This window comes from Pedobacter sp. UYP1, from assembly GCF_040547305.1.
Taxonomy (GTDB): Bacteria; Bacteroidota; Bacteroidia; order Sphingobacteriales; family Sphingobacteriaceae; genus Pedobacter.
The window spans coordinates 124,189-140,984 of sequence record NZ_JBEPPL010000013.1; the positions used below are offsets into that span (position 1 = coordinate 124,189).

Annotated in this window: 15 protein-coding genes and 1 pseudogene; 13 read left to right on the top strand and 3 right to left on the bottom strand. The window is 37.8% G+C overall.

Annotated elements, in window-relative coordinates; all coding sequences use genetic code 11:
- The 3 genes from ABIB30_RS21175 to ABIB30_RS21180 all read left to right on the top strand — a co-directional run bounded on the left by ABIB30_RS21175 (position 1) and on the right by ABIB30_RS21180 (position 1,586).
- Positions 1 to 618: a DUF8188 family protein gene (locus ABIB30_RS21175; protein WP_354305043.1), complete on the top strand. Its 618-nt coding sequence runs from the start codon at positions 1 to 3 to the stop codon at positions 616 to 618.
- 17 nt (positions 619 to 635) lie between these two features.
- Positions 636 to 824, top strand: coding sequence for a DUF8188 family protein (locus tag ABIB30_RS27270; protein ID WP_502931096.1), 189 nt, complete (start codon positions 636 to 638; stop codon positions 822 to 824).
- Between the two features lie 99 nt (positions 825 to 923).
- Positions 924 to 1,586 carry a DUF8188 family protein gene (locus ABIB30_RS21180; RefSeq protein ID WP_354305044.1) on the top strand — a complete coding sequence of 221 codons (663 nt, stop codon included), beginning with the start codon at positions 924 to 926 and terminating at the stop codon, positions 1,584 to 1,586.
- Between the two features lie 135 nt (positions 1,587 to 1,721).
- On the opposite strand, the pseudogene ABIB30_RS21185 reads toward ABIB30_RS21180, so the two are convergent.
- Positions 1,722 to 2,958, bottom strand: a pseudogene (locus ABIB30_RS21185) (IS256 family transposase).
- A gap of 306 nt (positions 2,959 to 3,264) precedes the next feature.
- On the bottom strand, positions 3,265 to 4,140 hold the full coding sequence (locus tag ABIB30_RS21190) for an alpha/beta fold hydrolase (RefSeq protein ID WP_354305045.1): 876 nt from the start codon (positions 4,138 to 4,140) through the stop codon (positions 3,265 to 3,267).
- 217 nt (positions 4,141 to 4,357) lie between these two features.
- Here ABIB30_RS21190 and ABIB30_RS21195 point away from each other — a divergent pair, with 217 nt between their 5' ends.
- The 8 genes from ABIB30_RS21195 to ABIB30_RS21230 all read left to right on the top strand — a co-directional run bounded on the left by ABIB30_RS21195 (position 4,358) and on the right by ABIB30_RS21230 (position 13,932).
- Complete coding sequence (locus tag ABIB30_RS21195) at positions 4,358 to 5,179, top strand: sugar phosphate isomerase/epimerase family protein (RefSeq protein WP_354305046.1); 822 nt, start codon at positions 4,358 to 4,360, stop codon at positions 5,177 to 5,179.
- 20 nt (positions 5,180 to 5,199) lie between these two features.
- Positions 5,200 to 5,994, top strand: coding sequence for a cupin domain-containing protein (locus ABIB30_RS21200; RefSeq protein ID WP_354305047.1), 795 nt, complete (start codon positions 5,200 to 5,202; stop codon positions 5,992 to 5,994).
- Positions 5,991 to 7,115 carry an FAD-dependent monooxygenase gene (locus ABIB30_RS21205; protein WP_354305048.1) on the top strand — a complete coding sequence of 375 codons (1,125 nt, stop codon included), beginning with the start codon at positions 5,991 to 5,993 and terminating at the stop codon, positions 7,113 to 7,115. Before ABIB30_RS21200 ends, ABIB30_RS21205 begins: the two co-directional genes overlap by 4 nt.
- 19 nt (positions 7,116 to 7,134) lie before the next feature.
- Entirely contained in the window at positions 7,135 to 8,913 is a 1,779-nt protein-coding gene (locus tag ABIB30_RS21210) for an FAD-dependent oxidoreductase (protein ID WP_354305049.1), read from the top strand.
- A 10-nt stretch (positions 8,914 to 8,923) separates the two neighbouring features.
- Positions 8,924 to 9,919, top strand: a complete 996-nt coding sequence (locus tag ABIB30_RS21215; RefSeq protein ID WP_354305050.1) for a methyltransferase — start codon at positions 8,924 to 8,926, stop codon at positions 9,917 to 9,919.
- Between the two features lie 259 nt (positions 9,920 to 10,178).
- Positions 10,179 to 10,616, top strand: a complete 438-nt coding sequence (locus tag ABIB30_RS21220) for a hypothetical protein (RefSeq protein ID WP_354305051.1) — start codon at positions 10,179 to 10,181, stop codon at positions 10,614 to 10,616.
- A 233-nt stretch (positions 10,617 to 10,849) separates the two neighbouring features.
- The gene (locus ABIB30_RS21225) at positions 10,850 to 11,284 is read left to right on the top strand and encodes a carboxymuconolactone decarboxylase family protein (protein ID WP_354305052.1); all 435 of its coding nucleotides are present in this window, start codon (positions 10,850 to 10,852) and stop codon (positions 11,282 to 11,284) included.
- Between the two features lie 206 nt (positions 11,285 to 11,490).
- Positions 11,491 to 13,932: a TonB-dependent siderophore receptor gene (locus tag ABIB30_RS21230; protein WP_354305053.1), complete on the top strand. Its 2,442-nt coding sequence runs from the start codon at positions 11,491 to 11,493 to the stop codon at positions 13,930 to 13,932.
- A 61-nt stretch (positions 13,933 to 13,993) separates the two neighbouring features.
- Here ABIB30_RS21230 and ABIB30_RS21235 read toward each other — a convergent pair whose 3' ends face one another.
- Positions 13,994 to 14,440: a MauE/DoxX family redox-associated membrane protein gene (locus tag ABIB30_RS21235; RefSeq protein ID WP_354305054.1), complete on the bottom strand. Its 447-nt coding sequence runs from the start codon at positions 14,438 to 14,440 to the stop codon at positions 13,994 to 13,996.
- Between the two features lie 178 nt (positions 14,441 to 14,618).
- On the opposite strand from ABIB30_RS21235, the gene pdxR reads away from it, so the two are divergent.
- Together pdxR and ABIB30_RS21245 are read left to right on the top strand one after the other, a co-directional pair.
- Complete coding sequence (pdxR, locus tag ABIB30_RS21240) at positions 14,619 to 16,082, top strand: MocR-like pyridoxine biosynthesis transcription factor PdxR (protein WP_354305055.1); 1,464 nt, start codon at positions 14,619 to 14,621, stop codon at positions 16,080 to 16,082.
- 147 nt (positions 16,083 to 16,229) lie between these two features.
- On the top strand, positions 16,230 to 16,718 hold the full coding sequence (locus ABIB30_RS21245) for a hypothetical protein (RefSeq protein ID WP_354305056.1): 489 nt from the start codon (positions 16,230 to 16,232) through the stop codon (positions 16,716 to 16,718).
- Positions 16,719 to 16,796 lie beyond the last annotated feature (78 nt).

The window sequence follows — 16,796 nt, forward strand, 5'->3', positions numbered from 1 at the left end:
ATGAACTGGATAAAAAACATGGGTGGATATATAGGATATATTATAGGTGCAGTAATAATTTTGCCTCTTATATTAGTCGCATATAATTATTTTTTTATTAATAAAAATGATGCAAATAGTATACTGAAACCTTATATAAATAATTCAACAGAGGTAATTTTAAATGTGCCTTATTTTGTTAAAAGTAATATTCCAAATGATGCACCTGTAACGAGCAAAACTTTCACAATATCTATGGCAACGAAGAATATGGGGCGGGATGGTAGTAAAGAAACGACATTAAGATACAGGTTAATTTATGATGATCTTAATAATAAATATTATCAAGTTACTATGTTTGATCTATATAATGATTTTTGGAAAGAATTAGATAATAATAAAGTTTATGGAAAAATAAATAAAGAAGATCTGGCAAATCCAAAGTTAGGGACCAAAGAAAATCCAATATTAGTTTTTTCAGTAAGGGGTATAAATAATCCTCTTATTGAGAAAAATATGAATGGTATTCTTACAAACTACGATACGACTCTAGAACAATACAAATACAATATATATATGTATTATACTTATGTAATGTCTAAAGAAGAATTTAAAGAACGATTTGAGAAAGGAAAGTGAGGTGGTTTAAAACTGGAATGATTAATTTAGATGAGTTAAAAGATTCTTCGTTTGGTTCTCATGAAAAGCCTGTTCCAATATTATGGTTAAGAGGTGGAACTAATTTTTATGAGTCTGATTATAGATTTAATGTAAATGAATACTTAAGGTTTTTTAAGGATCGAAAACCGTTTAATAAAGAGCGGTGCATGGTTTGCATCTTTTAATTTTCCTTAACAATTTATAAGTTTAAAAATTGACAGTATATATGTTTGGTATATAGATGATTAATTGAAATTTTGTGTCATAAAATACCAAGTCCGCATATGAAAAAAATACTACAGATCTCCAGTATTAGCCTCCTCGCAATAGGACTGGTTTTTGGTAGATATATTGGCCGTTGGTTAGTTAATATCTTTGATAATCCTGATACGACTATAAATGATGGACGTTTGCATCTTGATGAATATCTGTCAAAGTGTGATACAGTTAGTTTAAATATAAAAAAATACACTGACTCAATAAGTTATTTTGAAGTAAAGGCTAAATTTAATCCTTCGTCGGCTGACAACACTGCTTTCGCTTATAAAAATGAAATTACTTTTTATAGTGATTCTCTTCATAAGTACTTTTCTATTTTTTATTTTTTCAGCAATCCTGAATTACATCATCTGTTTGGTTTCTATTATACCAGTGCTATTAAGAATCCAGGTGGAGATATTATTGCGACTGTGAATAGACTGGATCTTAATGACGGCTCTTATGGAACTAAGGAAAAACCAGTACCCATAATTTACTTCCAATTAAAGAAAGAAGAATTAAATACTTTTTATAGTATGGCTAAAGGAAATAATAAGGGTGATTTTAATGGTTCTGAAGCTGACTTTAAGAAATATATACTTAATTCTAATGCTGGTTATTATTTATCTTATGTGAAAAGTAAACAAGATTTTGAAAAGATGTTTGGAAAAGAAAAGCAGGTTAAATAGAAAAGGATTCTAGCTGTTAATTGTTTTTTAAGTTTACACATCAACTTTGATCATTTTTTCATTAAAAGAATAAACATATTTGGATATTATTATGGTAGTGTTTCACGAACTGTGTCATTACTAAATTAATGCTTCTCAGAAGCTATTATGCTCCTGGAGGATTCTATCCCCGAATTTAATAAATAATTGTGAAAATGCCAGTCCCCAATTGTGGATTGGCATCGTCCATTTTTTATTGATGTTTTTAATGACCAGATTCATCAGTTTCATCAATGCCTGTTCAGATGGAAAAGCACCTTTAGTTTTCGTGATTTTTCGGATTTGCCGGTGTACGCCTTCAATCGGATTGGTGGTATAGATAATTTTTCTAATGACATAATCATATTCAAAAAAGGCAGAGAGATTCACCCAGTTATCAAACAAGGATTTGCAGCTTAGGGGGTATTTCTTGCCCCATTTCTCTTCAAATTCAAGTAGCCTTTCGTAGCCCGGCTGTTCGCCAGTCGCCTGATAAATAGGTTTCATATCTGCCATCACCGCTTTTTTTATCTTTTTCCGGAATATAACGCATGGAAGAGCGGATCTGGTGAATAATACATAACTGGACTCTGGTCCTGGGAAAGATGGCTTCCACTGCCTCAGGAAACCCTTTCAAGCCATCAATGCAAGCAATCAGTATATCATGTACGCCACGTTCTTTTAGATCAGTCAGCACAGAAAGCCAAAACCTGGCACCTTCACTTTCCGAGGTATAAAGACCCAATACGTCTTTCTTGCCCTCAATGTCCATACCCAATATATTATAGATTGCACGGTTCTCCACGGTACCATTTACCCGTACTTTAAAGAACATACAATCCAGAAATACAAAAGGGTAAACAGTCTATAATGCTCGATTTCACCACTCCTGAACTGCAGGAAGCACACTATCTGTAATTTGGGAAATCTCTGCAGGAGAAATATCCATCGCATACATTTCCTGAATATAATCTCGCATCCCACGTGTGCTCATGCCCATCGCATACATGGATAAAATGTTGCCTTCAGGCTCTTCAGTGATGATCAGTTGTCGCTTAGGGACGATCTTTGGCTCAAATCTGCTCAGTCTGTCCCTACTGGTTTCCAGTTCGAATTCTCCCGAACTCAAACTACGAACAGTCTTCTTACTTTTCCCATTTTTACGATTAGGCTGCTCCAATATTTTGCTTTCAGAAAGATAATGATCCAGTTCACCGGCCATCATTGATTCCAAAAAATGTTTCATCATCGGAGCTAGAACTCCGTCTGCGCCGGTCATCTTCTTACCTGAGTCGAGCCCGGAGATCGCTTCCTTTTTAAAGGATTCAAAGTCAAATTCGTCTTGTGTTGCCATAAGATATAGTGTCTATGTGTTTAACGTCTGTGACACAGTTTGTGGTACACCCTCAAATGTAATTATTTGCCATTATTATTGACAGTGAAAAGAAACAATGAATGAAAATAGTCGAAACTCATATTCAGGTGTCTGGGGTTTATTTCTGGCTCCTTTTCTGATATATGGAATATCTTTGTTATTCTCCCCTCGAACCCTACTGAACAAGAGTTAGATAAATAACATATTTTAACCACTTCAAAGAAATCGTGAGAACAACTTCTTTCCTGATGGTTGCTGATGCTTCCAGCAGGAAAGAAGTTGAAGTTATGCTTTCTCTATGTCCATAAAAAAGTTGTCAAGAACGCGTAACAATTCTTCAGGTTGCTCCTCTGGTATATAATGACCACAATCTGGAATACTTACTGCTGTAACCTTATTTGTCGAGATTTTATTCATAGAAGTACCCATGTTTAATCCTTGTGCTTTTTCGCCACCAATTGCTAATATGGGTATAGCTATATCTTTCGCGCATGCATTATTCTGTGTGCAGTTTTCCGGGAAAGCCTGGTAATAAGCGAAGCCATTTGCCAGGCGTTCTTTTCCCTTGTAGGCTTGGTAATAGTGTTCTATATCTTCTGCTCCAATAGCTTCTTTGATCACTGATTTATTGGTGAAATACCATGATATATATTCTTTTTCTTTTCCCTCAATAAGAAACTCAGGTAGTCCTTTAATAGAGTGGAAATAAAATTGCCATATTTTTCCGGCATTTCCCGGCACAAATACTTCGTCTGGAATTAAGCCTGGAATACCAGCATCCATTACAATAAGCGATTTCAGTCTTTCTTCAAAATCATTAGCAAATGCAGTGGCAACCCATGCACCGATATCATGTCCGGCAAGATGAAATTTGTCAATATTTAATGCTTTTTGTAAACCGTTAATGATTGATGCTATGTGTTTTGTGTCTGTTTGTGCTGCGGTGTTATTATTGCCCATACCAGGCAGGTCAATCGCAATGACGCGATGCTTTTCAGCAAGTGGATTAAATACTTTTCTCCATATATGAGAGGTCTGAGGCCAGCCATGCAAGAGGATAATCGTGCTCTCTGCATTTCCGCCTTCATAATAAGTTACCAGTACATCGTCGACAACTTTTGTTTTCGGTTCAGGTAAATAATCGGTAATAATGTTTTTCATATAGTAATATTATAAATTATTATTATAAATTTATATATTTATTTTATAATAATGGTTGTTATTTAGTTTTAAATAATTGTATTAGTGTTTATTTTATTTTAAATAGCTAATATTTTGCCCTCTTATTAACTGATGTTACCACTTATTGCCTGAGTCCGGTTTTACAGGACAACAAAAGCTTGAAAATAAGCTACAAATTGACATTATCCTACTTTATATGAAATCAATAGCAACAGTTTCCCTCGGTGGGGAATTGCAGGAAAAGTTCCAGGCAATCTCTCTAGCCGGTTTCGAAGGTGTAGAACTTACACTAACGGACCTTGAAAATTTTGATGGTACGCTCAAAGAGCTAAAGGCTTTAGCGGACGATTATAACTTGAAAATAATTGCGCTTCAGCCGTTGCGCGATTATGAAGGATGTTCGCGTAGTCACCTGCAACACAAGCATGATCAGCTTGAAAAGATCTTTGATACCATGGGTGAATTGAACATACAGACGACATTACTTTGTAGTAATGTTGCTGATCTGACTGTAAGTTCTGAAGATTTAATGGCCGAAGATTTACAGGTTCTCGCTGACCTCGCAGCTAAACGAAATTTGTTAATTGGTTACGAAGCTTTATCGTGGGGCAGTCATATTAAAACTTATATGGACGCATGGCGCCTGGTAAAAATGGTGGATTCTCCGTCTCTGGGCATTGTATTAGATACCTTTCACACCTTTTGCCTGGAAGATTCTCTTGAACACATCAACCTTATTCCTATGGAAAAGGTGTTTTTTACTCAAATAGCGGATGCACCCAAGTTACCAATAGATGTAAAAAGGTGGAGCCGTGAATTCAGGTGTTTTCCCGGATACGGTGACTTTGATGTACCGTCATTTTTGAGAGCATTATTTGATAATGGATACAAAGGGGTATTATCTCTGGAAATCTTCAATAATTTTTATGCAACTGTTCCTCCGCTCCATATTGCATCACTAGGTTTTAGTTCCCTGTCTGAATCCATTTTACAAGCAAGAAGCCCTATTAAATTATAACTATTAAACGCATACGCTCTATGAAAAAAACAATATTATTAATGACGGGTGCTGCCCTGATGATCACAGCAGCTTTAGTCCTGTTATCCTATAAAAAACCAGCTAAAAAAGCGGGTGGGGTAGCTACCTGCCTGACCTCTGCAAAAAGTTATATCCCTTTTAATTTTCCTGAAATTCCATCTACCGGTGATGAACCGGTTGTTTTAGGTCCTGCGGGAGAAACATTTCGTTTCCTGCAAACTGGAAAATCTTCTGATGGAAAATATTTATTTGCCAAATTGATTGTACCGCCACATGTGGGCCCTCCACCTCATATTCATCATTGGACTGATGAGTGGTTTTATGCACCTGATGGTGGATTTTCTATGTTTATGGGAGAAACCGCTTATCCCGATCTTAAAAAAATACCAGGCGAAAATGCCCCTAAAGATATTGTTGATCTGATGCCGATGCGACCAAAAGAACTCTTTTACGGTGCAAGATTTTATATACACGGTTTTATGAATACGACAGATAAACCACAGGAGTTATATCTTATATGGACACCTGATTCAAAAGGTGTATCTATCCTTCCATATTTTCTTAATGCGGGGACTGTCGTAAAAAAGAATGATGGAAAAACAGAGCCAGATTTTTTATCGAGAATCAGGCTTGTATCTATGGCTCCTGATTATGGGATCAATCAAAGCTCTGATTTCTGGCAATACATCAAATCTGTCAGAGAGCAGAAACCTGCGCACATGGAAGACGATCATAGAAAAGAGCTCCTGGAATTGCTGAAAACATTTAAGAACCCAACCAGCGTAGCCAAATGAAAAAGGAAGCAGTTTATGCTGTGATCGGAGGCGGGCTTGGTGGGGCAACTATAGCGTCTTTATTGCAGCAATATGGTTATAATGTTATTGTTTTTGAACAATACAAAGCGTTTGTTCCGGCTGGTGCGGGAATACATGTTACGCCAAATGCAATGCGTATAATGCGCCACATAGGTCTGGAAAATATCCTTTTAAATTGTTCGTCTGCACCAGCAGCATTTACCAGCAGGACATGGGATACCGGAGAAATCTCATTCAATTTATTACTGAATGCGCAAGGGCTGAATAACCCTTATATCACCGTTAACCGTGGCGATTTTCACCATGCAATTCTTTCAACTCTTAAGCCTGATACCATCCACTATGGTAAACGGCTTAAAAACCTGGAGCAGTTTGAAGCTGGTGTAAATCTTTACTTTCAGGATGGCTCTGAATATACCGCAGACTACGTAATCGGTGCAGATGGGCTTTATTCTATGGTCAGGGAACTCCTGATTGGGAAATCTGATCCTGTGTTTTCAGGACAGGTGGCATTCCGGTCTGTCATCACTACGCACCAACTCAAATCAACGCCAATGGATGACCTGACCAAATGGTGGGCAGAGGATCGTTTTGTAATCTCTTATTATCTCAATAAAAATAGAAGTCTCTACTACTTTGTTGCCGGCATGCCTGCCGATAGCTGGGACTATGAAGTCCCTGTTAAAGAGGGGACTAAAGAAGAGCTGATGGCTGGTTTCAAGGGGTTTCATCCTCATGTACAAGAGATTCTTGGTGCAAGTACCAATCAGCGGATATGGCCACTTTTCGAACGTCCGCCACTTCCGCTATGGCATCATCAGCGTATTGTTTTACTGGGTGATGCTTGTCATCCTATGCGGCCGCATATGGCGCAAGGTGCAGCAATGGCAATGGAAGACGCGGCTATCCTTGTTCGTTGTTTTGAACAGGCAAAAGATGATGACTATGAACATGTTTTTAAGAGATATGCGCATGCGCGTGTGGCGCGTACGAGTAAAGTGCAGCAACAATCGGGAGAAAATACCTGGTTAAAAGATCCAATGGACCCCACATGGGTTTTTGAATATGACGCTATTAATGATCCAATTGAAAATATATAACCTAAACCTATAAAAATATATGTTCCATACTGATGTTTTGATTATTGGCAGCGGCCCGGCGGGTGCTTCTGCCGCACTTTTATGCAGTACTTATGGCCTTTCAAATATGGTAGTGACTAAATATCGCTGGCTGGCCGACTCTCCAAGAGCTCATTATATTAATCAACGTACCATGGAGATTATGAAGGATATTGGTGTTGATGAAGAAATTATACAAAAAGCTTCGCCACTGGAGGTGATGGGCAACGTTGTTTTCTGTACCAGTATCAATGGGGAGGAACTTGGAAGGCTTCCTTATGGGGCTAACAGGGCAAGCAGAAAAACAGATTATGCTGTTTCGAGTCCTTGTAAGCAATGTGATCTTCCTCAGCATCTCTTAGAACCAATTCTGCTGTCAAATGCGGCCAGCAGAGGGTCACATGTACGGTTTGATGCAGAATATCTGGATCATGTACAAGACGAAGATGGCGTAACTGTCCGGATCATGGACAGGTTAACAGGGGTTCCATACTTTATCCGTACTAAATATTTACTGGGAGCAGATGGCGGCAATAGTAAGGTGGCGGCTAATCTCGATCTTCCTATGGAAGGAAACATGGGGATCTCGGGCAGTATCAGAATTATATTTAACGCAGATTTATCAAAGTATATCAGCCATCGTCCCGGTTATCTGTGGTGGGTATTGCAGCCAGGTGCAAATATAGGAGGGATTGGTATGGGATTATTGAGGATGGTGCGCCCGTGGAATGAATGGCAGATTGTTTGGGGTTATGATATTAATGGAGAGCTGCCGGATCTGTCTGATGAAAATGTAACGAAAATTGCACATCAGCTTATTGGTGACGATCAGGTTCCGATTGAAATCAAAACGGCGTCTGTATGGAAAGTAAACCAGATGTATGCTACCCGTTATTCTTCTGGAAGGGTTTTCTGCCTTGGAGATGCAGTACATCGCCATCCGCCATCTAATGGGTTAGGCTCTAATAGTTCCATTCAGGATGCTTATAATTTAATTTGGAAACTTGACCTGGTACTGAAGGGTAAAGCTAGTGTTGCATTACTGGATTCTTATAATGAAGAACGTACACCGATAGGTAAGCAGATAGTAAATAGGGCTAATCTGAGTATCAGGGAGTTTGCACCAATCTTTGAAGCACTTGGGCTAACTGATACACAGGACGTAGAAAAAATGAAAGCCAATATGGCTATTATTAAGGAGTCTTCTGAAGAAGGTGCGGTGAGAAGAGAGAAGTTGCGGAAGGCAATTGAACTTAAATCTTACGAATTTGCCACCCAGGGAACAGAACTTAATATCCGATATGAATCATCTGCTATCCTAACCGATCATGCTGTTCCTCCGGTTTTGTTGCGTGATAAAGATTTATACTATCAGCCTTCTACTTTTCCTGGAAACCGTCTGCCTCATGTGTGGTTCAATAAAGATGGACAAGAGGTATCTTCCTTAACTATAGCTGGTAAAGGGAAATTTGTTCTTTTAACTGGTATAGGCGGGGAAGACTGGCTAGCTGCTGCGGCAGCTGCAGAGGCAGAATTTGCGGTGTCAATCCGTACTTTTATTATTGGTCCGGGCAGAGATGTTCAGGATCTTTATGGGGATTGGGCAGAGATCAGGGAAGTAAAGGAAGAGGGATGTATTTTAGTCAGGCCAGATGGATATATCATGTGGAGAAGTATTGCTGGGCTGGAAACAAACTCACAGCTAACTGATGTATTCAGAGGCTTGTTAGGTTTAAATGAAACAGTCAGTAGTGAACGTTCTTTTGAGGGGAAATTATAACTAATTAAAGATGAGTAATAACAATCAAAATATAAATTACCTGATTCGTGGAATGGGTATAACTCAGATGATCGGTGTAATCTGTGAAGCGGGACTACCCGATGAGCTGGATCAGGCTGGTGCTATGCCTGTGAGCAGTGCTGCGCAGAAGTTAAATGTAAATGAGGATGTGCTTTTAAGGATATGCAGGGCTCTGGTTTCTTTTGGATTTTTCTCGATGGATAGTGACGGAAATATCAGCCATAATGAGCAGTCCTTATTGTTAAGAAAAGATAATGTTTCTTCTCAGCACTGGGCTGCCAGGTTTTGGACTTCTCCGGGTATCTGGCAGGCTTGGGGAGCACTTGGGCATGCGCTGAAAACGGGAGAAGAGGCTTTTGAGCATGTTCACCATCAACAGTTTTTTAGTTATATGGATGCGCATGAGGATGAAGTCAAAGTTTATCAGCAATATATGTCCCGGGGCTATGCCGGGCGGCATGCTACGGTAGCTGCGAATATACCGCTTGAATCTGCAAGGTTAATTGTGGATGTTGGCGGAGGTAAGGGCACGTTGTTGCAGGAGATTTTGAAAAGAAATGTGGATATAACTGGGATTGTATACGATCAGCCAGGGATTTTAGCAGATGTCTCCAGGACTGAGGAACGTTTATCGTTTGTTGAGGGCAGTTTTTTTGATTCTGTTCCGGGAGCAGGGGATCTTTATATACTTTCCTGGGTGCTGCATGATTGGCCGGATCGGGAGGTTTTAAATATTTTGCATTCTTGCCGTTTGGCTATGCAACCAGGTAAAAGGTTAATTATTGCAGAGCGTTTGATGAGTGAGGATATTGCGGAATGTGATGCTTTTGATCTCTTGTTGGATATTCATATGCAGGTATTGCATAATGGAAAAGAAAGGACTTTAACAGAGTTTTCTAAACTGCTGGATAGTTCAGGTTTTAATGAGGTAAAGGTTGTATTTAACCATGCTGCATTTTCAATTATAGAGGCGGTTGCTTGTTAGTTTAGTTGTTCGTTGCTTGTTAGTTTAGTTGTATAAAGTATTGATGAGGTGGGTTTTTAGCTAGAGAGGATGCTTTTCAGGCACCTTCTCTAGCTAATTCTTAGCATTATCCTTAAATCTGTTTTTAAGATTACGGATCCAATTATATGGTTTACACGAACTCACCGATATAAAATTACGCATCCCCGCGAATAAAATATTACCTACCTTTAACATAGAAACGTGAAGCTTTATTTTAATCTCTGAAAAACTGGTTTCTATGAAATTTTGGAAATTCTTTAGTATATTTTGGGCCATCTACTGGTTGTTTTTTGCGATTGGACTGCCACTCATTCTCCATTACCGAGGTCATCATCGAAGTGATTATGAGATAATTCAAACATCTGCCGGCGAATCATTCATTTTGCTTGGCGTGGGCACGGCACTCTGGATCATCATATTTATTTATTACATCAAGAAATTTTTGGTTAATCTTCCTTCGAAAACAAATGGCATTATATTGCTTAATGTAATTGGGCTGCTACTATTTATTGCTTTGGCAGCAGGAATATTGGTTTATACTTATATAAATGAAAGCCATGGCTATGGTTGGCGGTATCTGTATCTTTGGCATCCTTACATCTTTATTCCTGGCTCTTTTATTTTGTATTCTCCATTGTTTTTTTACATTACCAGAGGTATTTTTTCAAAATATTAGCGCAAATCCTTAAAACCATATTTGTTACTTTTCCGGAAACGAACGGGGGAGTAATGAGGGAGATGGAGTTTATAAGTAAAATCAGGCATTTGAAGACGATATACCGGATGGCTGATTGGGTAAAATAGATTAAGATCCACTGGGCCACCCTTTATTCTGTAACTGGTATATTTAGTATCCATGCGGTTGCGCTAATTTTGCAGCAACATATAAATCTTGTAAATCATTAAGATATGAAAACGCGAATTAACATAGAAAAACTAGCGTCAGCTGGGTATAGCGCAATTCTTGGACTGGAAAAATTTATTGAAAGCACACCATTGACAAGAACTCATAAAGACCTGATTAAAATCAGAGCTTCACAGATAAATGGATGTGCCTTTTGCATTAATATGCATACTAAAGATGCGCGTAAAGCTGGCGAAACTGAGCAGCGTATTTACGCATTGAATGCCTGGCGCGATACTCCGTTTTTTTCAGAAGAAGAACGCGCAATACTTGCCCTCACCGAGGAGGTTACTTTAATCAGTAACCATGTAAAAGATGAGACCTATGAGCAGGCAGCTAAAATTGTTGATGAAACTTATCTTGCACAAGTGATATTAGCTATTATTACTATTAATGCATGGAATAGAATCGGTATTTCTACTAACCTAATTCCAGCTTAGGTTTGAGATAGAAAATTAAATATTGTAATATAGAATTCTATCGGCATTTTAAATTTTTTAGTTCTACAAGAGCCTTCATATTGAAGGCTCTTGTCATTTATAAACATTCGGGGAGTACAGGATAAGTTCTTAAAAAGATCACTTTGTTTAGCAGAATAAATTGTGTTATTTCGCCACTAATTAGATTTAGTTTAAATAAAGAATACATGAAAAAACCTTTACACCCTAATAATTTATTCCATATCCTACCAAATGAAAGATCGCCAGTCGGGTTAAGAACCCTCTGGATCTTAACCTGTTTAACGGTAGTTTTAATATTCCCTTTTTCACAGCATGCACAGGCTCAAAAGACAAAGCCGGCAACAGGGGAAATAACCGGTCTCATTACCACTAATGATGGAACAGAAGCTCAGGGAGTGACTGTAAAGCTAAAGGAGCTTAAAAAAACTACAAAAACGAATTCCGCAGGTAATTTTGAATTTAAAAAGGTGCCTTTAGGAAATTACACGATAGAGGTCGTTATGATTGGCTATAAAACTTACAGTGTCAAGGTAGAACTTACAGAAAGCAAACTATCTGATACTGTTGCAATCAAGCTAAATTCATCGACCGAGAACCTGGAAGAAGTAATTATCCAGACAGGAGGCAACCGCTTTGCTAAAAAGGAAAGCGATGACGTTTCTAAAATGCCATTGAAAAATATAGAGAATCCACAGGTTTATACTATCGTAAGTAAAGAGCTTATGAAAGAGCAGATTGTGACGGATTACAACAGTGCCTTTAAGAATGTTCCTGGAGCTGGTATTGCCGAAATAAGGAACCAAGGAAGAACAACTTCTATTTCCAGAGGTTTTCCTACACCACAGGTTGTACGGAATGGGGTAGGGAGCTTTACCTATGCAACTGTAGACCCGGCGAATCTGGAACGTATTGAAGTGATTAAAGGTCCTTCTGCTACTTTATTTGGCAGTACTTTATCTTCATTTGGTGGATTGTTCAATAGGGTCACCAAAAAGCCATTCGATACTTTTAAGGGCGAAATCTCTTATTCGGCAGCGAGTTGGGATCTGAACCGTTTAACGGCCGATATCAATACACCTTTAAATGCCGATAAAACTGCTTTATTAAGGATTAACACTTCTTTACACAGTGAAAGGAGCTTTCAGGATGCGGGGTTCAATAAGAACTTTTTATTTGCACCAAGCTTTTCTTATGCTGTCAATGACAGGCTGACTATTTTAGTCGATGTGGAGTGGGGAGGATTTAAAGGGACTTCACCTACGCGTTTAACACCTTATATAAACCCAAAAGCTAAAGCAAGAAGTATTACAGAAATGGGTATTCCTTATAACTTATCTTTCGCTAACAATACCGTTAACTATACCAGTCAGCAATATAATATCTTCACACAGTTGAAGTATAAGATTTCTGATCAGTGGAATTCACAGACAGTAATCTCGCGTACAAGATCTTCATCCGAAGGTTATGTAGTATCGCTTGCTGCGGTAAGTGATTCAACATTAAGACAATCAGTTACCAATCAGGATTATCCTTATTATGGGACTAATATTCAGCAGAATTTTACAGGTAATTTTAAGATTGGCAGGCTTAGAAACAGAATTGTTGCTGGTTTGGATTTTTATAGCTTGCGTGCAACAAGAAATGATGCTATTGTTAACATGCCAGATTTGAATTATAAGAAACCGGGCCTGGCATACAATAACTTCAATTACTCGAAAATATCACCATTATTCTCAGCAATTGATGTGAAGAAAATCACCAATTTTGTGACCAACAATGAGAATACGTATAGTGCATATGTGTCTGATGTGTTGAACGTTACTGACAGGTTATTGGCAATGGCCAGTTTACGTGTTGACAGGTATTTCAATAAAGGAAGTTATTATGCAAATGTAGATTCTACAGCTGGTAAGTTTAACCAGACAGCTTTATCTCCAAAATTCGGACTTGTTTACCAAGTTGTGAAAGATAAAGTATCCCTGTTTGGTAATTACATGAATGGTTTTAACAATGTAAGTGGTTCAGATTTTAACGGAAATACGTTTAAGCCGAACCAGGCTAATCAAATGGAAGGTGGTGTAAAGCTGGATTTGAGTAAAATCACAGCTACTTTTAGTTACTATAATATCAAAGTAACCAATATGCTTATTGATGATCTTAATCATCCTAACTTTTCAATTCAGGACGGAACGCAATTAAGTAAAGGATTTGAAGCTGAGATTATTACCAATCCTTTCCCTGGTTTGAATATTGTAGCTGGATATACTTATAATGACAGTAAATTCGCAAACGCTAATGCATCTATTCAGGGATTGCGTCCAACAACCGCAGGTTCTCCAAGAACGGCAAACTTCTGGGCCAGTTACCGGGTAATCAGAGGACCAGTTCAAGGTCTGGGTTTAGGAATTGGTGGAATTTATGGTAGTGAATACTATCAAACGAATACGTCAACCTTTAAGTTCAGCATTCCTTCTTATACTGTACTGGATGCTTCTGTTTTTTATGACAGACCAACGTTTAGGATTGGTGTAAAAGTAGATAACCTGACCAATGAGAAATACTGGTCTTATAGACTTGCAGCTCAGAATCCTACAAGAGTTACTGGAAATATAACATTGAAATTCTAAACTTAAACAGACACCTTCATTGATTAGTTCAGTTCTGATCAATGAAGGTATCTTGTCTGCTTTAACTTATAGTTGGTTGTATTAAGTTATCAATGCTCCAATTGTAAATTGGAATTGTAGCAAGCAGTAAGCTGCCTGTACAAGTTGAAAATACCGCAAAGTTGATTGGAGCTTTTATTCCCAGGAATAACGTCATTGCTATGGCGAAGGTAAGTGTCAGTAAACAACTACCAATTGCAGCTAATCTTGTTTTATATCCGATAAGCAGGAGAATTCCAATTAAGGCTTCAGCTAAAGTGGCAATGCTACCCATCACGTTCACCGCTGGTCTATCCAGAAAAGGCATTAGTGTTGCTGTGTATTTTATAAAGTTATCCCAGTTACCCCATTCGATATTGTTAGTTCCCATCGGGCCTGAAAGACCTGATCTGTCCGCTACAGTGGTTAGGAAACCTATGCCTAATGCAATACGCAGAAGAAGCTGAGGTACTGTAAATGAGTTTTTCATGTGTTATATCTTTAATAATTTATAGTACAAATCTAGCTCAGTGCTGGGCTGTTTTTACAGACCAGTTTTGAGAAATATACCAGCCCAGATTTAACTGTTCAAGTACTGTTATAACAATTATTATATGAAAATATTGGGGTAGATTTGTATATCTATTTTCATGTAAACCACAGCCCAGATGTTACCTTATAAATCATTAATTCAGGTTGATCGGAAATCTTCTGTAACGCTATATATCCAGGTGTGCAATACTTTTATATCATTGATTACAAATGGTACGCTTAAACCATCTGATATATTACCAAGCTCCCGCGTACTTGCAGAATTGATAAGTATTAATAGAAATACGGTGAAACTGGCGTATGAGGAATTGATTAGCCAGGGATGGGCTGAATCTATTGAGCGCCAGGGAGTGTTTGTCCTTTCTAAATTACCTGTGCTTTCCAAAACCGGAATAACCGAAGTCAATAAAAATAATGGTTCTCAGGAGCCTTTCATCTGGACTAATCATTTTGAAAAAGCAATACCCAGTGATAATTTTCAAAAAACCATTCTAACTATTGATGATGGTTTTCCTGATGTGCGTTTGGCCCCGGTAGATAATTTGATGCGTGAGTATCGTAGTCTTTCCAGAAAATTCTTCGGTAAAAATTTTCTGAAATATGGTAGCTCCAAAGGATCAGAGCATCTTCGGGAATCTATTGCTAATTATCTCTCGAACACCAGGGGATTAGTTGTTCCTTCTGAAAATATAATGATTACAAAGGGCAGCCAGATGGGTATCTATTTAGCAGCTCAATTGTTGCTCGGGCCTTCTGACAATATCGCAGTTGGAGTTTCAAATTATCGTTCTGCTGATGATACTTTCATTTATGCTGGGGCTAACCTTATACGGATCCCTGTAGATGAGAATGGTATGGACATTGATTATCTGGAAGAGGTTTTGAAGAAGAAGATTTTAAAGGCGGTATATATTATACCGCATCATCACTTCCCTACAACGGTTACGATGAGCATGGAAAGAAGGTTGAAACTATTAAATCTGGCTAAAGGATACCGCTTTGCAATTATTGAAGACGACTATGATTTTGATTTCCATTATGATAATAAGCCTTATGTACCGTTGGCAACTATTGATCACAATCATAACGTAATTTATATTGGTTCAATTACGAAGACTTTTGCTCCTGGGTTGAGAACCGGGTTTATGATTGGGCCTTTAGCATTTGTTGATGCTGCATCTTCATTAAGGCAGCTGATAGATAAGCAAGGGGATACGTTGTTGGAAGAAGCATTTGCTGTATTGTTTGACAACGGGGAGATGGAAAGGCATTTTAGGAAGTCGTTGAAGATTTATAAGCAACGGAGAAATCTTTTCTGTGAGTTACTTAAATCTGAGTTTAGCGGGGAGATAGCGTTTAAAGTTCCGGAAGGGGGGCTGGCTGTGTGGACGAACTTTGATAAAAAGATAGATCTGGTTAAAATGTCTGAAGAAGCATTGAAAAAGGGGTTATATATTGGGAATGGAAGTTTTTATAAGAATGAGTTATTTATGACCAATGGATTGAGGATGGGGTTTGCTTCGCTGGAGGAAAATGAGATGGTAAAAGCAATAGGGATTCTGAAACAGGCAGTGCGTTAGTTTACTTTTGACAAAGTTTAGAAGTATACAACGACGATTTTGTGTTTTTCAAATTGTAATGTTTTTAATAGAATTCTTATTAATAATACTTTAAATGGCATTATTGTTTAATTTGCAATACAATGTATAAACTTAGTAATTATTAATATGAAAAAAATATTAGTTGCGATTTGCCTTTTATCCTTAGTTTTTCTAGGAAATAATGTTTCTGCCCAGCTAAAAGTGGGAAGAACTAAAGAACAAATTAATGAAGACAAAAAAAACATAACGCCCCAATTAATTGGGGCGAACAATCCTATAACGCCAACATTTCAGTTATATCGCTTAGGAAAGACAGTTGAAATTTTGTCATTTACTGATGATATAAATGGAACCCGCAAAGTAGCATTTGCTTCTGTTAAAGATGAAAATGATTTTTATAATTATGTATTAGGGCTTTTTGATGATTTCAAAAACAATGAATTTTCGATAGGAAAAACACGTATCGTTCCATTAAAAATGGGCAAAATATTGGGTACAAAAAATTTAGCATTTGATTTTTATATAGACGGTGATACTCACGCTTACAAATCGTTGATTATTGGAAAATCAGGTTGGGAAAGACTGTTTAAAAAATCAATAATTAACGAGAAATAAAAAATTGCCTCCCCCAATTTTAGTGACCGCATAAATCCTATGCACAGCAACTTTGTAACTGACTACTAACGCTTCGGC

Excerpts from the sequence above, each read along its gene's own strand:
- ABIB30_RS21175 (WP_354305043.1), top strand. The coding sequence starts at position 1 with ATGAACTGGATAAAAAACATGGGTGGATATATAGGATATATTATAGGT.
- ABIB30_RS27270 (WP_502931096.1), top strand. The coding sequence starts at position 636 with ATGATTAATTTAGATGAGTTAAAAGATTCTTCGTTTGGTTCTCATGAA.
- ABIB30_RS21180 (WP_354305044.1), top strand. The coding sequence starts at position 924 with ATGAAAAAAATACTACAGATCTCCAGTATTAGCCTCCTCGCAATAGGA.
- ABIB30_RS21190 (WP_354305045.1), bottom strand. The coding sequence starts at position 4,140 with ATGAAAAACATTATTACCGATTATTTACCTGAACCGAAAACAAAAGTT.
- ABIB30_RS21195 (WP_354305046.1), top strand. The coding sequence starts at position 4,358 with ATGAAATCAATAGCAACAGTTTCCCTCGGTGGGGAATTGCAGGAAAAG.
- ABIB30_RS21200 (WP_354305047.1), top strand. The coding sequence starts at position 5,200 with ATGAAAAAAACAATATTATTAATGACGGGTGCTGCCCTGATGATCACA.
- ABIB30_RS21205 (WP_354305048.1), top strand. The coding sequence starts at position 5,991 with ATGAAAAAGGAAGCAGTTTATGCTGTGATCGGAGGCGGGCTTGGTGGG.
- ABIB30_RS21210 (WP_354305049.1), top strand. The coding sequence starts at position 7,135 with ATGTTCCATACTGATGTTTTGATTATTGGCAGCGGCCCGGCGGGTGCT.
- ABIB30_RS21215 (WP_354305050.1), top strand. The coding sequence starts at position 8,924 with ATGAGTAATAACAATCAAAATATAAATTACCTGATTCGTGGAATGGGT.
- ABIB30_RS21220 (WP_354305051.1), top strand. The coding sequence starts at position 10,179 with ATGAAATTTTGGAAATTCTTTAGTATATTTTGGGCCATCTACTGGTTG.
- ABIB30_RS21225 (WP_354305052.1), top strand. The coding sequence starts at position 10,850 with ATGAAAACGCGAATTAACATAGAAAAACTAGCGTCAGCTGGGTATAGC.
- ABIB30_RS21230 (WP_354305053.1), top strand. The coding sequence starts at position 11,491 with ATGAAAAAACCTTTACACCCTAATAATTTATTCCATATCCTACCAAAT.
- ABIB30_RS21235 (WP_354305054.1), bottom strand. The coding sequence starts at position 14,440 with ATGAAAAACTCATTTACAGTACCTCAGCTTCTTCTGCGTATTGCATTA.
- pdxR (WP_354305055.1), top strand. The coding sequence starts at position 14,619 with ATGTTACCTTATAAATCATTAATTCAGGTTGATCGGAAATCTTCTGTA.
- ABIB30_RS21245 (WP_354305056.1), top strand. The coding sequence starts at position 16,230 with ATGAAAAAAATATTAGTTGCGATTTGCCTTTTATCCTTAGTTTTTCTA.